Raw genomic sequence first — 16,179 nt, 5'->3', positions numbered from 1 at the left:
CTGACTGGTAGAACCCGGGCCCTCTCCACCGCGTGTGGAGAGGGCCCTTCTTTTCCCCATGATCCGCGCCCGACCCGTTCGCCTCGACCGCTCCGCCGACCTCGCCCCGGCCTTCCTCCGGCTGGGCCTGCCCACGCCCGCGCGCGAGTACCTGCTGGAGAAGATGCCCTTGCTGCACGTGCTGCTCACGGGGCTGGCGCGCGAGCAGGGCCGCTTCCTCGCCGACCTTTTCGCGAACTGCGCGGACCCCGGGCGCGAGGAGTACCCCGCGTGGGTGGCGGGAGATCAGCGCTCGCGTCCCGGTACCGGGCTGCTCTCCGGGCGCAAGGAGCAATTCGAGCGGGTGGTGGCGCGCGCGCGGGAGTTGCCGGAGCAGGCCGGGCTGGCCGAGGCGCTCGCACGGGTGTGGGAGGCCTCGCGTGCTCCGGCTCCCCTGGCCCTGGGCGGACGCACCCTGACCTTCGGGGCGCGCACCCACGTCATGGGCGTGGTGAACGTGACTCCGGACAGCTTCTCGGATGGAGGGCGCTATCTCGGCACCGAGGCCGCCGTGGCTCACGGACTGCGGCTCGCCGAGGCGGGAGCGGACCTGTTGGACCTGGGCGCCGAGTCCACCCGGCCGGGGGCGCTTCCCGTTCCCGCCGAGATGCAACTGGCCCGTCTGCTCCCCGTCATCGCGGGCCTGCGGGCGCGCACCGACGTGCCCCTGTCCGTGGACACCACCCTGGCGGCGGTGGCGCGCGAGACGCTCGCGGCGGGGGCGGTGCTCATCAACGACATCAGCGGTGGGCTCTTCGATCCGGCGTTGCTCTCCGTGGTCGCCGAGGCGGGCGCGGCGTGCTGTCTGATGCACATCCAGGGCACTCCCGAGACGATGCAGCGCGAGCCCCACTACGAGGACGTGGTGGACGAGGTGCTGGCCTTCCTGGAGGAGCGCGTGGCGCGCGCGCTGGCCGCGGGCGTGGCACACGAACGGCTCCTGGTGGACCCGGGCATCGGCTTTGGCAAGACGCTCGGGCACAACCTCTTCCTCTTGCGGCGCCTGGGTGAGTTGCGCGTCCTGGGACTGCCCGTGCTGGTGGGCACCAGCCGCAAGGGCTTCCTCGGCAAGCTCACGGGCGGGCGGCCCGTCGAGGAACGGTTGGCGGCCTCGCTGGGTTCGGTCGCCGCCCTGGCGGCCACGGGAGCCGCCGACATCATCCGTGTCCACGACGTGGCCGAGACGCGGGATGCCCTCGCCGTGGCCGATGCCCTGCGAGACGCGCTGGAGGGCGGTACCCTCTATGGGCGACAAGGTGGGACGTGAACCGACCCACTGGAGGACAAGTGCCCGTTGTCCGGCCGCACGCTTGTCCAGGGGACTTCCGCTCCCTAACTTCGGGCGCTGTGGAGGGCACGGTATAAGCCCTCTGGCGTCGGCGGGCCGGTCTCGTGGCCGGCCAGGGAAAGGTGGAGCGGAACTTTTATGGCGTACAGGATGAACATGCCCCCCAAGGAAGAGCGGGCGTCGCAGCGGCTTTTCGGCACGGACGGAGTCCGGGGTGTTGCCAACGTCTATCCGATGACGGCGGAAGTCGCGATGCAGTTGGGACGTGCGCTCGCGCATCTCATCCGCAACGGACCGCACCGGCACCGGGTCATCATCGGCAAGGACACGCGGCTGTCCGGCTACATGCTCGAGCAGGCGCTCGCCGCGGGCCTCATCTCCATGGGGGTGGATGTGGACCTGGTGGGGCCGCTGCCCACGCCGGGCATCGCCAATCTCACCACCTCCATGCGCGCGGACGCGGGCGCGGTCATCTCCGCCTCGCACAACCCCTACCAGGACAACGGCATCAAGTTCTTCTGGCGCGACGGCTTCAAGCTGCCGGATGAGACGGAGGCGAAGATCGAGGAGCTGGTGGCCAGCGGCGCCATCGACTCCATCCGCCCCACGGCCACGAAGATTGGCCGGGCCTTCCGCCTGGAGGACGCGCGCGGCCGCTACATCGTCTTCCTCAAGACGACCTTCCCGCGGGAGCTGACGCTCGAGGGGCTCACGGTGGTCGTCGATTGCGCCAACGGCGCGGCCTACAAGACGGCCCCCGCGGTGCTCGAGGAGCTGGGCGCCAAGGTCATCACCCTGGGCGTGCAGCCGGACGGCAAGAACATCAATCACAAGTGCGGCGCGCTGCACCCGGAGAACCTCTCCAAGTGCGTGCTCAAGAACGGGGCGAACCTGGGCATCGCGCTGGACGGCGACGCGGACCGCCTCATCGTCGTGGACGAGAAGGGCAAGGTCGTGGATGGCGACGCCATCATGGCCATCTGCACCGGGGAGCTCGTCACCCGCAAGGAGCTCAAGAAGAAGACGCTCGTGTCCACGGTGATGAGCAACATCGGCCTGGAGCGCGCGGTGGCCAACTACGGCGTCAAGGTGGTGCGCACCAAGGTGGGTGATCGCTACGTCGTCGAGGAGATGCGCAAGAACGGCTACAACCTGGGCGGCGAGCAGAGCGGCCACCTCATCTTCTCCGATCACACCACCACGGGCGATGGCACCCTGGCGGCGCTCCAGCTCCTCGCGGTCATGTGCCGCCAGCAGAAGCCGGTGAGCGAGCTGGCCTCCATCTTCCAGCCGGTGCCCCAGACGCTGCTCAACGTGGTCATCAAGCAGAAGCGCGAGCTGGGCGAGCTGCCCACGGTGATGCGCGCCATCCAGGACGTGGAGAAGAAGCTGGGCAAGGAGGGCCGGGTGCTCGTGCGCTTCTCCGGCACCGAGCCCAAGGCCCGCGTCCTCATCGAGGGCACCGACGCCGCGCGCAACGAGCAGTACGCCCGGCAGATCGCCGACGCGCTCACCCAAGCGCTCAACGGTTGACATCCAGTCCCAGGCCGCGAATAGAAGGGCGCGCGGGAGGGGCCCCCTGAGGGGCTTCCTCCCGGAGTGTTCGCGAGGGAGCGGCCGACATGGGACAGCGATTGGGTGTGAACGTGGATCACGTGGCGACGCTGCGGCAGGCGCGGCGGACCGCGTATCCGGATCCGGTGACGGCCGCCGCCTTCGCGGAGCTGGCGGGCGCCGGGCAGATCACCATCCACTTGAGGGAGGACCGGCGGCACATCCAGGAGCGCGATCTGCGCATCCTGCGCCAGACGGTCCAGACGCTGCTCAACCTGGAGATGGCGGCCACCCAGGACATGGTGAAGATCGCCTACGAGCACAAGCCGGATGTGGTGACGCTGGTGCCCGAGCGGCGCGAGGAGCTCACCACCGAGGGCGGGCTGGACGTGAATGGCCAGCGTGACGGGCTCGCGAAGATCATCAAGAACCTCAAGGACGGGGAGATCACTGTCTCGCTGTTCATCGATCCGGACCTGGATCAGGTGCGCGCGTCGCACAAGGTGAACGCGGACCGGCTCGAGCTGCACACCGGGCGCTACTGCGAGGCGCGCAACGACCGGGAGCGCGAGCGCGAGCTGAGCCGCATCCTCGACGCGGCGAAGGCGGGCGCCCGGCTGGGCATGGGCGTGGCCGCGGGCCACGGACTCAACTACGACAACGTGCAGGCCATCGCGCGCATCCAGGAGATCGACGAGCTGAACATCGGCCACGCCATCGTCGGGCGGGCGGTGTTGGTGGGTTTCGAGCGGGCGGTGCGAGAGATGCTGGAGTTGATGCGCAACCCGGGCTAACCCTTCGCGCCATGGCGATCATCGGCCTGGGGTTGGACATCTGCTCGGTGGCGCGCATCCAGCGCATCCTGGACGGGCCCCGCGCCGAGCGTTTCCTCGCGCGGGTGTACACGCCCGCCGAGCGGGAGTACTGCGCGGCCCGCTCGGACGCGGCCAATGCCTACGCCGCGCGCTTCGCCGCCAAGGAAGCCCTGGTCAAGGCGCTGGGCGCGCCGCCGGGCCTCTCCTGGCATGACATGGAAGTGGTGCGCGAGGGCGGCCCCCCGCGCTTCCGCTTCTCGGGCGTGGCGCTCGTGGAGATGGAGAAGCGGCGCGCGGAGGCCTTCCTCGCGCTCACCCATGACGCGGGCGTCGCCGCCGCGACGGTCGTCCTACAGGAGAGGAGCTGAACCATGCGCCGTGTTCTCACCGCGGACCGGATGCGCGCGGCCGAGCGGTCCGCCGAGTCCCACCACGGTATGCCGTCCTCCCTGTTGATGGAGAACGCGGGCCGGGAGCTGGCGGAGGTGGCGCACGCCCTGGGCGGGCCGGAGGCGCGCTTCGTCGTCGTCTGCGGGCCGGGCAACAACGGGGGCGACGGGTTGGTGGCGGCGCGCTTCCTCCTCGCTCGGGGCCGGCGCGTGACGCTCGTGCTCGTGGGCCCCTCGGAGAAGCGGACTTCCGGTTTCCAGCGCAACCTGCTCGCCCTGGGCCCCTCGGGCCTCGAGCCCCAGGCGCTCGGCGCGCTGGAGGCGCCGCGGCCCGGGGACGTGGTGGTGGACGCGCTCTTCGGCACGGGGCTCACCCGGGCTCCCACGGGGGAGTTCGCCGAGGCGATCCAGCACCTGCGGCGCTGGCGGGAAGCGGGCGCGAAGGTGGTGGCGGCGGATCTGCCCTCGGGGTTGCACACGGACTCGGCCGAGCCCTTCGAGCCATGCGTGGAGGCGGACATCACCGTGAGCTTCGGCTTCCTCAAGCCGGGGCAGGTGCTGGAGCCCGGGGCCTCCCTGTGTGGCGACGTGCGGTGCGTGGACATCGGGCTGCCCGCCCAGGCCGTGGAGGAGCGGGAGGGCCAGGAGTTGCTGTTCGTCGAGGAGGCGGACGCGCGGGGAGCCATCGCGCCCCGGCGCTCGGACACGCACAAGGGCACCTACGGACACGTGCTGGTGGTGGCGGGCAGCCCGGGCAAGTCCGGAGCGGCGGCCCTGTCCGCCCTGGGGGCGCTGCGGGGTGGGGCGGGGCTCGTCACGGTGGCCACGCGCGCGGCGGTGGTGGAGTCGGTGCTCGGCCACGCTCCCGAGGTGATGGGCTGGCCGCTGGAGTCTCCGGGGCCGCTGGGGCTCGCGGACCTGGAGCCCCTGCTGGCGGCGGCCGAGGGTAAGGACGTGCTCGTCGTGGGCCCGGGCATTCCCCGGGGCGAGGAGACGGCGACCTTGCTGGGCGAGCTGCTCTCGCGCATCGAGGCGCCCGCGGTGCTCGACGCGGACGCGCTCAACGCCGTGTCCACGGACCTGTCCATCCTGCGCCGGGCGAAGGGCCCGCTGGTGCTCACGCCCCACCCGGGGGAAATGTCGCGGTTGGCGGGCGTGTCCACGAAGGCGCTGCAGAAGGAGCGGGTGAAGGTGGCGCGGGACTTCGCGCGGACGCATGGCGTGACGCTCGTGCTCAAGGGGGCTCGTACGCTCATCGCGCACGCCGAGGGCACGGTGTACGTGAACCCCACGGGCAACCCGGGCATGTCCACCGGGGGGACCGGTGACGTGTTGAGCGGCGTCGTGGGTGCGCTGTTGGCGCAAGGCCTGAAGCTTCCCGAGGCCGCGTGGACGGCCGTGTTCGCCCATGGGTTGTCGGGAGATCTGATGGTGGCCCGGCGCGGGATGATGGGGCTCATCGCCACGGACGTGGCGAAGGGGTTGTGCCAGGTGTGGACGCGGTGGGACCGATGAGCGCGCCCACCCGAGTGCGGATGGTGCGTTCCTCCTCTCCCGAGGAGACCCATGCGTGGGGAGTGCGGCTCGGGAGACTGCTCCAGCCGGGCGATTTCGTGGGGCTGGTGGGGGACCTGGGCGCGGGCAAGACGCACCTGGTGCGCGGCGTGGCCGAGGGCGCGGAGGTGGCTCGCGCGGAGGTGGCCAGCCCCACCTTCGCCATCGTCTACCCCTACCGGGGCCGGATTCCGCTCTACCACGCGGACCTCTACCGGCTGGCCGACTACGACGAGCTGTACGCCACGGGCTTCCTGGACCTGGTGGGGGGCGATGGCGCGCTGCTGGTGGAGTGGCTGGACAAGATTCCCGAGGCCGCGCCCCGGGCCTTCTTGCGCCTCACCCTGCGAGAGGTGGGAGAGGACGCGCGGGAACTCGTGGCCGAGGCCTGGGGAGAGCGGCCCACCGAGTTGCTGGATGCCTGGCTGCCCGAGAATCGGTGAGTGTCCGACACCGGGAGGCCCCGCGCTTCCGCGGGAGAACATTCTGGAGCGCGAGGAGGGGTAAGGCCCGCGAGGGAGCGTATCCTGCCGCCCATGAGCCGCTCCCACGCCATGAAGTGGTTTTCGCTCATCCCGCTCGCCAGTGCGGTGCTGGGATGTGGCGCCTTCGAGCCCGCCCCCACCGTGGTGCCCCACGCCAGCGTCACCTTCGATGTGACGGTCCCCTCCGACACACCCGCCAGCGCCACCATCAACGTGGTGGGCTCGGCCGCGGCGCTCGGCGAGGACAAGGCGCCCGGCTTCCATCTGCGCCGGGGCGTGGATGGGCACTACACGGGCCTGGTGCGCCTCGCGGTGGGCGCGGAGGTGTCCTACGAGTTGCGGCGGGAGGAGGGGTGGACGCCCGAGCTGTCGCTTCAGGGCGAGCCGATGCCACGCCGGACCTTCTCCGTGGACGGTGACATGACGGTGTCCGTCACGGTGGCCCGTTGGGGCACGCCAAGCGAGACCCCTCCACCCCGGTAGGCAGATCTAGAGTCGGGGGATGGACACTGTCGTCGAGCGGTTGTTCGCCCCCGGCTGCCCCTGGTGGGAACTGCGCGTCGCCTGGGGCGAACCGAACGTGAAGTGGTGCGAGGCCACGCTGTGCTCCTGGGTGAACGAGCCCGCGAACGCGTGGTCCAACCTGGCCTATGTCGTGGTGGCGCTGGTGTGTCTGCGCGGATGGGTTTCCAGCCGCAATCGGGCCTTGGGTCGCTTCGCCTGGACGACGCTGTTCGTGGCGGTGGCCTCCTTCGCCTTCCACGCGACGAACAACTTCGGCACCCAGTTGATGGATTTCGTGGGCATGTACGTGCTCGTCTTCCTGCTCGTCGCGTTGAACCTGCACCGGCTGGGCCTGGTGCCCGAGGCGCGGGTGCTCCCCCTTCACGTGGGCCTGACGGTGGGGTGCACGCTGCTGATTCCGGTGATGCGCGCCGTCCGCGTGCCGTACCAGTTCGTCGTCCTGGCCGCGGTCCTGGTGGTCATCGGCACGGAGATCCGGCTGTTCCAGCGCGCCAACGCGAGGCGCCAGGGTCGGGACTTCGAGTGGGCGGTGGGGTTGATGGCCGTGGCGATCGTCTGCTCGGTGGCGGACGTGACCCGGCGCTGGTGCGAGCCCGACAACCACTGGCTCCAGGGGCACGCGGTCTGGCACGTCTTGAGCGCGCTCGCGCTGCTCTTCGCCGCTCGACACTACGCGCGGGTGGAGCAGCGGGGTCTTCCGAGTCCTTGAGGCCCGCTCAGGGAGGCCCGCTCAGGGCCCGAGCGTACAGCTCCTGCACCTTCCACTGATGGAAGACGAGGTTGTTGTCCACGCCGATGATCTCGTCCTCGCCCACCTGGTGCCAGTGGTCCTCGCCCGACAGCCGCTCGCTGGCGAGCACGAACTGCTCCAACCGGGTGCCTGGCCGGGGCGGACCCGCGTTCGCCCGGTGGGCGCACCGGCCCGTCTCGGGCGCGGTGTCCGACAGGAAGAGGGTGCGGTTGCGCCGCGTGGCCACCATCACGTCCCCATTCGTCACGAGGAAGTTCATGGACGAGCCATCCTGCCCCGGCATGTCCGTGATGGCCGCCACCAGGCCCATGGTCTCCGCCAGGGCTCGCGCGACCTTCTCCACGCACGCCGGGCCCACCAGGCACTGCCTCTGCTCCGACAACCGGGTGAGGAAGAGATAGAAGCAGCGCTCGGAGTCCGTGGCGCCCTGGATGCGCACGCGCAAGTCCTCGCGGATGAGCCCTTCCAGGCTCTTCTGGTGCAACGCGAAGTTCTTGAGTGTGCCGTTGTGGACGAAACACCACCGGCCATGGGTGAAGGGGTGGGCGTTGCACCGCTCCACGCTCCCCACCGAGGCCAGGCGGATGTGCGCGACCACCGTGCGGGAAGACACCTGACTGCTCACCCGCTCGAAGTCCGGATCACAGTGCGCCGGGCCCAGCCCGTGCGCGACGGAGGGGCTGTCGCCTACCGGGTAGGCGGCAATGCCCCAGCCGTCCTTGTGCTCCCTCGACTGCTGGAGAAGCGAGTTCTTCTCCGTCACGAGGGAGGGGTGAACGGCGGTCGGAACCGATGAGCGAAAACCAAAGAGGCGGCACATAGTCTTGCTTGTTTGATGCTAACGGCCGGCCCAACTGGGAAGTTCCTTAAAGCGCCCCTTGTGCGCTCGAAATCACGCACATAGGGCCTTCTCCTGTTCTATCACCACGTGGCCATCCTTGATGACGATCCGCGCATGATTGATTCCTAGATGATAGGGAAGGTGGCGGTAGTTGGAACACGAAAAGATGACAAGGTTGGCCGGGTCTCCCACGGTGATTCGGCCGTATGTATTCAAACCAAGCGCGAGGGCGGCGCCCCGGGTGGCCGCCCAATAGGCCTCGGCGGCCGTCAGCCCGTTCTCCAGGCAGGCGAGCCCCAGGGCCAGGGGCAGGTTCTCACTCATGCCGGAGCCGGGGTTGAGGTTGGTGCCGAGCGCCACGTTGACGCCGGCATCGCGCAGCTTGCGTCCCGGGGCATAGGGGCGCACCCGGAGGAAGAGGGTGGAGGTGGGCACCAGGACGGCCGTGACGCCCGCCTGGGCCAGGGCCTGGATGCCCGCGTCGCTCACGTGTTCCAGGTGGTCCGCGGTGGCCGCGCCCAGCTCCGCCGCCAGCTCCGCGCCGCCCCCGCTCGTCAGCTGGTCCACGTGCAGCCGGGGCCTGAGCCCCCGCTTCTGGGCGGCTCCGAGCACTCGGCGGGCCTCGGAGGGCGTGAAGGCCCCCTGCTCGACGAAGACGTCGCAGAAGCGCGCGAGGCCCTGCTCGGCCACCGCGGGGATGATCTCCTGGATGCACAGGTCCAGGTAGGGCTCGCGCCACTCGCGGTACTCCTCGGGGACGGCGTGCGCGCACATGAGCGTGGGCACCAGCTCCACGGGCTGGAGCGCCGAGAGCCGCTGCACCACCCGGAGCATCTTCAGCTCGTCCTGGAGCGACAGCCCATAGCCGCTCTTCACCTCGGCGGTCGTCACGCCGTACTCGAGCATCAACTGCAGCCGGGGCAGGGCGAGCCGGATGAGATCCTCCTCGCTGGCGAAGCGGGTGGCGCGCACGGTGTTGACGATGCCGCCCCCCGCCTGGGCGATCTGCAGGTAGGTGGCGCCCTGGCAGCGCAGGTCGAACTCCGCCGCGCGCTCGCCCGCGAAGACGGCATGGGTGTGGGGGTCCACGAAGCCCGGGCCCACGAACTGGCCATGGGCGTCCAGCACCCGGGTGGAGGGGCCCACCGCGCCCGGCGGCAGGGCTCCCTCGGAACCCACGTACCAGACCTTGCCCCGGCGCACGCCGACGCAGGCGTTGGGTTGGGGCGTGAGGGCTTGTTCCGCGGGCTGCTGGGGCGAGCCCTCCACGGTGAGCACCTCGGACGTGTTGCGGATGAGCAGCTCCAGGGTTTCCATCGCGTCACTCGGTGATGCCGGGGATGCGCACGCCGCGGCTCTTCGCCGCTTCCCACGCCTCGGGGTAGCCCGCGTCCGCGTGGCGCAGCACGCCCATTGCGGGATCGGAGGTGAGCACGCGCTCGATGCGCCGCGCGGCCTCGGGCGTTCCATCCGCGACGATGACCTGGCCGGCATGCAGCGAGTAGCCCATGCCCACGCCGCCACCATGGTGGAAGGACACCCACGAGGCGCCATTCACCGCGTTCACCAGCGCGTTGAGGATGGGCCAGTCGGCCACCGCGTCGGTGCCGTCCTTCATGGCCTCCGTCTCGCGGTTGGGCGAGGCCACCGAGCCGCAGTCCAGGTGATCGCGCCCGATGACGATGGGGGCCTTGAGTTCGCCCTTGCGCACCATCTCGTTGAAGCGCAGGCCCGCCTTGTGGCGCTCGCCATAGCCCAGCCAGCAGATGCGCGCGGGCAGCCCCTGGAAGGCCACGCGCTCGCGCGCGAGCGTGAGCCAGCGGCGCAGGGAGGCCTTCTCCGGGAAGAGCTCCAGCACCGCCTCGTCCGTGCGGCGGATGTCCTCGGGGTCCCCCGAGAGCGCCACCCAACGGAAGGGGCCCATGCCCTCGCAGAAGAGCGGGCGGATGTAGGCCGGCACGAAGCCGGGGAAGTCGAAGGCGTTCTCCAGCCCGGCCAGCTGCGCCTGGGCGCGGATGTTGTTGCCGTAGTCGAACACGTGGCTGCCCGCGCGCGCGAAGTCGAGCATCGCCTGCACCTGGGTGGCCATGGACTGGCGCGCCCGCTCCACGTAGCCCTTGGGGTCGCGCTGGCGCAGCTCGGCCGCCGCCTCCAGGGACAGATCCGTGGGGATGTAGCCGTTGAGCGGATCATGCGCGCTCGTCTGGTCGGTCACCAGGTCCGGCTTGATGCCCCGCCGGTACAGCTCGCGGTACACCTGGGCGGCGTTGCCGATGACGGCGATGGAGCGGCCCTGGCGCTTGTCCTGGGCCTCCTTCACGAGCGCGAGCGCCTCGTCCAGGTCCTTGGCGACGACGTCCAGGTAGCGCGTCTCCACGCGGCGCTGGGCGCGCGTGCGGTCGATCTCCACGCCGAGGAAGACGGCGTTGTTCATGGTGGCGGCCAGGGGCTGGGCGCCTCCCATGCCGCCGAGGCCACCGGACAGCACGAGCCGGCCGGACAGGTCATCCGAGCCGAAGTGGACACGGCCCGCCTGGGCGAAGGTCTCGTAGGTACCCTGGAGGATGCCCTGGGTGCCGATGTAGATCCACGACCCGGCCGTCATCTGGCCGTACATCATCAGCCCCTTCTTCTCGAGCTCGAAGAAGTGGTCCCAGTTGGCCCAGTTGCCCACGAGGTTGGAGTTGGCGATGAGGACGCGGGGGGCATCCGGATGGGTGCGCAGGATGCCCACGGGCTTGCCGGACTGTACGAGCAGGGTCTCGTCGTCGTTGAGGCGCTGGAGGCTCTCGATGATGCGGTCGAACGACGGCCAGTCGCGGGCGGCCTTGCCGATGCCGCCGTAGACGACGAGATCCTCGGGGCGCTCGGCCACGTCCGGATCCAGGTTGTTCATCAGCATCCGGAGGGCGGCTTCCTGGACCCACCCCTTGCAGGAGAGGGCGCCGCCACGAGGGGCACGAATGGTGCGGGACATGGTGTTTCCTCGGAGGTGTTTCGCCCCTCGGAGACTAGCCGATGGAGCGGAGGGATGCCCGCCTGGAACGGCCCGGTTCGGCGGCCGTTCAGGACTGAGCGGAAGGACGCCTCCGCAATTCGATGAATTCCTGGACGAAGTCGAGGAACTTCAAGGCCGCTCGCTCATGGTCGCCATCACAGTCCCTCAGGTACTTCACGTGCCAGCCCTCGGGGGGCGCTTCATGCTTCACATCGCGAAGCCAATCCTGGAAGTCGCACCATTCAGGATCCGTGGCGCCATTGAATTGGGTGTTGGACGCCCAGCCGATCGTGAAGGCGAGGAGCGAGTCGACCGTGTCGAGGCCCGTGATGGACCAGAGCCCTCGCCTCTCGCGAATTCGTTTCCGCGCGTAGATCAGGACATCCATCAGTCCCACTTCACGCCCACGCCACTCCTCGGGAAGAGGTTCCACCTTGACGATCTTTTTCTCACTCATAACGCTGGAATTACCTCGTAGACCACATGACTCGTCGAGGCCGTGGTGAGACGCGCCACGTAATCAGCGAGGGGAAGGCCACCGAAACCCGTATAGGCATCAATGACCTTGTCTCCCAACTTCACGGCCCAATGATTGCCCGCGGTCGCGAGTTGATGGCTTTTGACGAGAACACCGTTTGAGATCTCATTGAATCCCAATAGCCGCACATCCCCCTGGACCGTGAAGCGCAGGTACTCAGGGCGTTGGCCGAGCCGGGTCAACCCCTCGTGGATGAGTTTCGCGACCTTCTCGCATTCACCGGCCTTGCGGTTGGCGGTGGCGAAGGCGCCCTGGAACGCCACCAGCCAACCCGGGGCCCGGCCGATGTCCTTGAGCAGCAGGTACTGATCGACGACGCAGGCCAGGTCGCCCGCCAGGACGCAGGCCTTGAGCCGCGCCTTGATGGAGTCGTCTCCGGGCGCCGGATGGCCGAGTGCCCGAGTGGGCAACAGACAGAAGAGGAGCAGGAAGGCGGTGATGCGTCCTCGTCCAGTGTGGGTCGTGGTTCCCATGGCGGAAGGGTCGTGGAAATGCCCGTTCAAGGTGCCTCGGATTCAGGACTGAGCGGAAGGACGCCTCCGCAATTCGATGAATTCCTGGACGAAGTCGAGGAACTTCAAGGCCGCTCGCTCATGGTCGCCATCACAGTCCCTCAGGTACTTCACGTGCCAGCCCTCGGGGGGCATCTCCTTTTTCACGTCCCGAAGCCAATCCCAGAATTCCTCCCATTCTGGATCGCTCCCCTGGTTGAACTGGGTGTTGGACGCCCACCCGGCGATGAACGAAACAAGGGATTCGATCGTGTCGAAGCCTGTCACGAACCAAAGCCCGCGCTTCTTGAGCAGTTGTTGCCGTGCGTAGAGAAGCGCATCCAGGAGACCCACCTGACGGTTGCGCCACTCCTCGGGAATGGGCTCCTCCTTGACGACTCGTTTATCGGTCATGGGCTTTGTATGACCTCGTGCACGATCTTGGCGCCTGGAGTGACACTGAGTCGCGCCATGTACTCATGAAAGGGGAGTCCAGCGGGTCCAGTATAGGCATCGATGAGCTTGTCCCCCAGGCGAATGGCGACGTGGTGGCCCGTCGTGGAGAGTTGATGGGTTTTGGTTAGCACCCCGTGTGAGAACTCATCGAAGCCCATGACCTTCCTGGGCCCGTTGATCGTGAAGCGCAGGTATTCCGGGCGTTGGCCGAGCCGGGTCAACCCCTCGTGGATGAGTTTCGCGACCTTCTCGCATTCACCGGCCTTGCGGTTGGCGGTGGCGAAGGCGCCCTGGAACGCCACCAGCCAACCCGGGGCCCGGCCGATGTCCTTGAGCAGCAGGTACTGATCGACGACGCAGGCCAGGTCGCCCGCCAGGACGCAGGCCTTGAGCCGCGCCTTGATGGAGTCGTCTCCGGGCGCCGGATGGCCGAGTGCCCGAGTGGGCAACAGACAGAGAAGGAGCAGCAGGACGGTGAGGTGCCCTCGTCCGGTGTGAGTCGTGCCCCTCATGGTGGGGCAGCCTACACGCGGGGCGGGACGTCCGGGCCGCTTCCGTGATACGCGCCGCGCCATGAGCCGGATCTACCGTTCGCTTCCTCCCGCTGGTACCCGTATTGGTCTCGCCTTCTCGGGCGGTCTGGACACCCGCGCCGCAGTGGCGTGGATGTCGCGCAAGGGGCTCGACGTGTACGCCTACACCGCCGACCTCGCCCAGCCCGACGAGAAGAACCCCTCCGACATTCCTCCCATCGCCCTGGGCCATGGCGCCAAGCAGGCGAAGCTCGTGGACTGTCGCGAGGCCATGGTGCGCGAGGGCCTCGTCGCCATTCAGTGTGGTGCCTTCCACCTGTCCGTGGGTGGCAAGAAGTACTTCAACACCACGCCGCTCGGCCGCGCCGTCACCACCACCGCCATCGTGCGCGCCATGCGCGAGGACGGCGTGCACGTCTTCGGCGATGGCAGCACGCACAAGGGCAACGACATCCAGCGCTTCTACCGCTACGGCATCCTCGTGGACCCGGCGCTGCGCATCTACAAGCCCTGGCTGGATCCCGAGTTCGTCAGCGCCTTCGGGGGCCGCAAGGAGATGAGCGAGTACCTGGCCTCCATCCAGCTGCCCTACCGCATGGGGACGGAGAAGGCCTACTCCACCGATGCCAACGTGCTCGGCGCCACCCACGAGGCCAAGGATCTGGAGCACCTGGACAAGGGCATGAACATCGTGGAGCCCATCATGGGCGTGGCCCACTGGCGCCCCGAGGTGGATGTGCGCCCCGAGCGCATCACCGTGGAGTTCGCCCAGGGCCTGCCCGTGGCCCTCAATGGCAAGCGCTTCGACTCCTCCTTCGAGCTGTTCCTCGAGTGCAACCGCATTGGCGGGCGGCACGGTCTGGGCATGAGCGATCAGCTGGAGAACCGCGTCATCGACGCCAAGAGCCGCGGCATCTACGAGGCCCCCGGCATGGCGCTGCTGCACGTCGTCTACGAGCGGCTGCTGTCCGCCATCCACAACGAGAACACCACGGACCTCTACGCCACCCTGGGCCGCCGCCTGGGCCGCCTCCTCTACGAGGGCAAGTGGTTCGATCCCGAGGCGCTCCTGCTCAAGGACTCGCTCACCCGGTGGGTGGCCCCCAGCGTCACCGGCAGTGTCACCCTGGAGCTGCGCCGCGGCGATGACTACACGCTGCTCGACACCCAGGCCGAGCACATGTCCTACGATCCGAGCAAGCTCTCCATGGAGAAGGTCGAGAGCGCCTTCAGCCCCGAGGATCGCATCGGCGCCCTGGAGATGCAGAACCTGTCCGTGGGGGACAACCGCGCGCTGTTGCTGCACCACCTGTCCAGCGTGCGCCGTCTCCCCGGCGGTCCCACGCCCGGCATCGCGCAGTTGCTGGAGGATGGCTCGGAGGAGTGACTATCGTGTCCTGGGCCGGGCCTCGTGCGCGGACGGCCCAGGCGCGGTTCCAGCGCGAGGAGATGCGAGCCATGAGTCGAGTGAAGAAGGCCTCGGGGTGGTGGGCGGTGGTGCTGGCGGGTGGGGTGTTGTTGGGCCTGCCCGCCGCCGCGGCGGAGAAGAAGGACCCCATCGAGTGCAAACCCGCCTGTCAGCGCAAGGCCAACGCCGTGGTGTCGGCGTGTGCTCCGCCCTGCGGGAAGGCGAGGGCCGCTGGCAAGCAGGAAGAGGCCCTCCAGTGCATGCAGCGTTGCTCGGAGAAGTACCAGTCCACCTTGACGTCCTGTGAGAAGGGCTGCCCGGCGGAGAAGAAGGCCCCCGAGCAGATCCACTAAATCCGGCCGCGGCGCGCCCTCACTCGGCGGAGGGCGCCCGCGCGAAGGCCTCGCGCCCCGAAACGACTCCCACCGCCGCCAGGCCCACCAGGAACAGCACGGGCCCCACGGAGAAGCCCAGGGTGACGAGACAGAAGACCGCCCAGAGGAGGCCCAGCGCCACCACACCGAGCGGGGTGAAGCGCAGCCAGTCCGGCCGGTACACCTCTGGGTGCAAGGCCATCACTCCCAGCACCGCGAGCAACAGCAACTCCATGGTCACGGCCATGGGTTGATCCCAGCCCGCGTTGTACGGCAACTCGAAGGAGTAGTCGGACGAGACGGGGACCGGGTCCATCATGCGCAGCTCCGGGGGACCCGCCGCCGCGGGTGCGCGTCGCGCCGGGCTCCGGGCCGGCACCCAGGTGAGGAACAGCGACAGCAGGCACAACGCCACGCCGCCGAGCGCCACCAGGTGCAATCCGCTCAGCAGCTGGCGCGGCGCGAAGAGGCGGCTCCATCCGGACTCGCCCGCGTACACCTTGCGGTACTGGTCGTAACCCACGAGCCCCGCGCCCCCCAGCCACAACAACGGGGTGAAGCCAAGGCTCACCATGCGCAGCGCCAGCGCCGCCACCAGCACCGCGAAGAGCGCGGGCACCGCCGGGTGCATCAGGTTCTCGGGGACCCAATCCACCAGCGGATGGCGCACCTGGGCCTCACGCAGCTCCCGTGCCGCCACCACCCAGCCGCCCGCGAGGACGACCACCGACCAGAGCGGGCCCACTCCGGAGAAGAAGGGGAGGATGGAGAGGAACATCGCCAGCGCCAACAGGCCCAGGCCCAACACCGTCGGCGAGTGGCCCGGCACGTGCGCGAGCCAGGCCGGACCGTCATAGGGCGGTGCCGCGGCGATGCCTGGATCCGTGTGCTCGTCCTGAGCCGAGGCGGGCGCGAAGTGCGGGCTCATCGACTGCTCTTCGGTATCGTCCTCCGGGAGGGCGTCGCGCGCCGGGACGTAGGCGCGTGGGCGCCCCGTGGTGGGGATCGCGGGCCGGACCCCCGTCTTTCGAGGGGTTCCTGGCGGGAGCGCGGGCATCTTCGCTCCACAGTTCTCGCAGTAGCGCAGGGTGTTGTCCCGCGCGAGCTCTCCGCATTCCTTGCACTGCATGGGCTGCGACC

Annotated in this window: 18 protein-coding genes; 10 read left to right on the top strand and 8 right to left on the bottom strand. The window is 69.1% G+C overall.

What is annotated here, in order from left to right:
• Positions 1 to 58: 58 nt before the first annotated feature.
• The 8 genes from folP to MEBOL_RS39260 all read left to right on the top strand — a co-directional run bounded on the left by folP (position 59) and on the right by MEBOL_RS39260 (position 7,358).
• On the top strand, positions 59 to 1,306 hold the full coding sequence (gene folP / locus MEBOL_RS39295) for a dihydropteroate synthase (protein ID WP_095982216.1): 1,248 nt from the start codon (positions 59 to 61) through the stop codon (positions 1,304 to 1,306).
• A gap of 159 nt (positions 1,307 to 1,465) precedes the next feature.
• Positions 1,466 to 2,860 (top strand): phosphoglucosamine mutase, encoded by a 1,395-nt coding sequence (glmM, locus tag MEBOL_RS39290; protein ID WP_095982215.1) that lies wholly within the window; start codon positions 1,466 to 1,468, stop codon positions 2,858 to 2,860.
• An 89-nt stretch (positions 2,861 to 2,949) separates the two neighbouring features.
• Positions 2,950 to 3,675 carry a pyridoxine 5'-phosphate synthase gene (locus MEBOL_RS39285; RefSeq protein WP_095982214.1) on the top strand — a complete coding sequence of 242 codons (726 nt, stop codon included), beginning with the start codon at positions 2,950 to 2,952 and terminating at the stop codon, positions 3,673 to 3,675.
• Positions 3,676 to 3,686: 11 nt separating this feature from the next.
• A complete protein-coding gene (gene acpS, locus MEBOL_RS39280) occupies positions 3,687 to 4,064 on the top strand; it encodes a holo-ACP synthase (protein WP_095982213.1) in 378 nt (125 codons plus the stop codon).
• 3 nt (positions 4,065 to 4,067) lie between these two features.
• The gene (locus MEBOL_RS39275; RefSeq protein ID WP_095982212.1) at positions 4,068 to 5,600 is read left to right on the top strand and encodes an NAD(P)H-hydrate dehydratase; all 1,533 of its coding nucleotides are present in this window, start codon (positions 4,068 to 4,070) and stop codon (positions 5,598 to 5,600) included.
• Positions 5,597 to 6,082, top strand: a complete 486-nt coding sequence (gene tsaE, locus MEBOL_RS39270) for a tRNA (adenosine(37)-N6)-threonylcarbamoyltransferase complex ATPase subunit type 1 TsaE (RefSeq protein WP_179956357.1) — start codon at positions 5,597 to 5,599, stop codon at positions 6,080 to 6,082. Before MEBOL_RS39275 ends, tsaE begins: the two co-directional genes overlap by 4 nt.
• 111 nt (positions 6,083 to 6,193) lie before the next feature.
• Positions 6,194 to 6,607 carry a hypothetical protein gene (locus MEBOL_RS39265; RefSeq protein ID WP_218920858.1) on the top strand — a complete coding sequence of 138 codons (414 nt, stop codon included), beginning with the start codon at positions 6,194 to 6,196 and terminating at the stop codon, positions 6,605 to 6,607.
• 19 nt (positions 6,608 to 6,626) lie between these two features.
• Positions 6,627 to 7,358, top strand: a complete 732-nt coding sequence (locus MEBOL_RS39260) for a ceramidase domain-containing protein (RefSeq protein WP_095982210.1) — start codon at positions 6,627 to 6,629, stop codon at positions 7,356 to 7,358.
• 7 nt (positions 7,359 to 7,365) lie between these two features.
• On the opposite strand, the gene MEBOL_RS39255 is transcribed toward MEBOL_RS39260, so the two are convergent.
• The 7 genes from MEBOL_RS39255 to MEBOL_RS39225 all read right to left on the bottom strand — a co-directional run bounded on the left by MEBOL_RS39255 (position 7,366) and on the right by MEBOL_RS39225 (position 13,236).
• Complete coding sequence (locus MEBOL_RS39255; protein ID WP_095982209.1) at positions 7,366 to 8,220, bottom strand: class II glutamine amidotransferase; 855 nt, start codon at positions 8,218 to 8,220, stop codon at positions 7,366 to 7,368.
• 72 nt (positions 8,221 to 8,292) lie between these two features.
• Complete coding sequence (gene hutI / locus MEBOL_RS39250; protein ID WP_095982208.1) at positions 8,293 to 9,558, bottom strand: imidazolonepropionase; 1,266 nt, start codon at positions 9,556 to 9,558, stop codon at positions 8,293 to 8,295.
• Positions 9,559 to 9,562: 4 nt separating this feature from the next.
• Positions 9,563 to 11,218, bottom strand: coding sequence for a urocanate hydratase (gene hutU, locus MEBOL_RS39245; RefSeq protein WP_095982207.1), 1,656 nt, complete (start codon positions 11,216 to 11,218; stop codon positions 9,563 to 9,565).
• An 88-nt stretch (positions 11,219 to 11,306) separates the two neighbouring features.
• Entirely contained in the window at positions 11,307 to 11,696 is a 390-nt protein-coding gene (locus MEBOL_RS39240; RefSeq protein ID WP_095982206.1) for an SRPBCC family protein, read from the bottom strand.
• Positions 11,693 to 12,250: a hypothetical protein gene (locus tag MEBOL_RS39235; protein WP_095982205.1), complete on the bottom strand. Its 558-nt coding sequence runs from the start codon at positions 12,248 to 12,250 to the stop codon at positions 11,693 to 11,695. Before MEBOL_RS39235 ends, MEBOL_RS39240 begins: the two co-directional genes overlap by 4 nt.
• Before the next feature lie 42 nt (positions 12,251 to 12,292).
• Positions 12,293 to 12,682 (bottom strand): hypothetical protein, encoded by a 390-nt coding sequence (locus tag MEBOL_RS39230; protein ID WP_095982204.1) that lies wholly within the window; start codon positions 12,680 to 12,682, stop codon positions 12,293 to 12,295.
• On the bottom strand, positions 12,679 to 13,236 hold the full coding sequence (locus MEBOL_RS39225; protein WP_157823943.1) for a hypothetical protein: 558 nt from the start codon (positions 13,234 to 13,236) through the stop codon (positions 12,679 to 12,681). Before MEBOL_RS39225 ends, MEBOL_RS39230 begins: the two co-directional genes overlap by 4 nt.
• Positions 13,237 to 13,297: 61 nt before the next feature.
• Between MEBOL_RS39225 and argG the strand changes: the two genes are divergently transcribed.
• Entirely contained in the window at positions 13,298 to 14,644 is a 1,347-nt protein-coding gene (gene argG, locus MEBOL_RS39220; protein WP_095982202.1) for an argininosuccinate synthase, read from the top strand.
• 71 nt (positions 14,645 to 14,715) lie between these two features.
• Positions 14,716 to 15,018: a hypothetical protein gene (locus MEBOL_RS39215; protein ID WP_157823941.1), complete on the top strand. Its 303-nt coding sequence runs from the start codon at positions 14,716 to 14,718 to the stop codon at positions 15,016 to 15,018.
• A 19-nt stretch (positions 15,019 to 15,037) separates the two neighbouring features.
• Here the strand turns inward: MEBOL_RS39215 and MEBOL_RS39210 are convergent, their stop codons facing one another.
• Positions 15,038 to 16,168 carry a hypothetical protein gene (locus MEBOL_RS39210; RefSeq protein ID WP_095982200.1) on the bottom strand — a complete coding sequence of 377 codons (1,131 nt, stop codon included), beginning with the start codon at positions 16,166 to 16,168 and terminating at the stop codon, positions 15,038 to 15,040.
• Between the last annotated feature and the right edge of the window lie 11 nt (positions 16,169 to 16,179).

It is taken from the genome of Melittangium boletus DSM 14713 (assembly GCF_002305855.1).
Taxonomy (GTDB): Bacteria; Myxococcota; Myxococcia; order Myxococcales; family Myxococcaceae; genus Cystobacter; species Cystobacter boletus.
This window is presented reverse-complemented; position numbering and strand designations above follow the sequence as displayed.

Coding starts and splice junctions, on each gene's coding strand:
- folP (WP_095982216.1), top strand. CDS start 59: ATGATCCGCGCCCGACCCGTTCGCCTCGACCGCTCCGCCGACCTCGCC.
- MEBOL_RS39225 (WP_157823943.1), bottom strand. CDS start 13,236: ATGAGGGGCACGACTCACACCGGACGAGGGCACCTCACCGTCCTGCTG.
- MEBOL_RS39240 (WP_095982206.1), bottom strand. CDS start 11,696: ATGAGTGAGAAAAAGATCGTCAAGGTGGAACCTCTTCCCGAGGAGTGG.
- MEBOL_RS39235 (WP_095982205.1), bottom strand. CDS start 12,250: ATGGGAACCACGACCCACACTGGACGAGGACGCATCACCGCCTTCCTG.
- MEBOL_RS39255 (WP_095982209.1), bottom strand. CDS start 8,220: ATGTGCCGCCTCTTTGGTTTTCGCTCATCGGTTCCGACCGCCGTTCAC.
- MEBOL_RS39230 (WP_095982204.1), bottom strand. CDS start 12,682: ATGACCGATAAACGAGTCGTCAAGGAGGAGCCCATTCCCGAGGAGTGG.
- tsaE (WP_179956357.1), top strand. CDS start 5,597: ATGAGCGCGCCCACCCGAGTGCGGATGGTGCGTTCCTCCTCTCCCGAG.
- acpS (WP_095982213.1), top strand. CDS start 3,687: ATGGCGATCATCGGCCTGGGGTTGGACATCTGCTCGGTGGCGCGCATC.
- MEBOL_RS39285 (WP_095982214.1), top strand. CDS start 2,950: ATGGGACAGCGATTGGGTGTGAACGTGGATCACGTGGCGACGCTGCGG.
- hutU (WP_095982207.1), bottom strand. CDS start 11,218: ATGTCCCGCACCATTCGTGCCCCTCGTGGCGGCGCCCTCTCCTGCAAG.
- MEBOL_RS39210 (WP_095982200.1), bottom strand. CDS start 16,168: ATGCAGTGCAAGGAATGCGGAGAGCTCGCGCGGGACAACACCCTGCGC.
- MEBOL_RS39260 (WP_095982210.1), top strand. CDS start 6,627: ATGGACACTGTCGTCGAGCGGTTGTTCGCCCCCGGCTGCCCCTGGTGG.
- MEBOL_RS39275 (WP_095982212.1), top strand. CDS start 4,068: ATGCGCCGTGTTCTCACCGCGGACCGGATGCGCGCGGCCGAGCGGTCC.
- argG (WP_095982202.1), top strand. CDS start 13,298: ATGAGCCGGATCTACCGTTCGCTTCCTCCCGCTGGTACCCGTATTGGT.
- MEBOL_RS39265 (WP_218920858.1), top strand. CDS start 6,194: ATGAAGTGGTTTTCGCTCATCCCGCTCGCCAGTGCGGTGCTGGGATGT.
- glmM (WP_095982215.1), top strand. CDS start 1,466: ATGGCGTACAGGATGAACATGCCCCCCAAGGAAGAGCGGGCGTCGCAG.
- hutI (WP_095982208.1), bottom strand. CDS start 9,558: ATGGAAACCCTGGAGCTGCTCATCCGCAACACGTCCGAGGTGCTCACC.
- MEBOL_RS39215 (WP_157823941.1), top strand. CDS start 14,716: ATGAGTCGAGTGAAGAAGGCCTCGGGGTGGTGGGCGGTGGTGCTGGCG.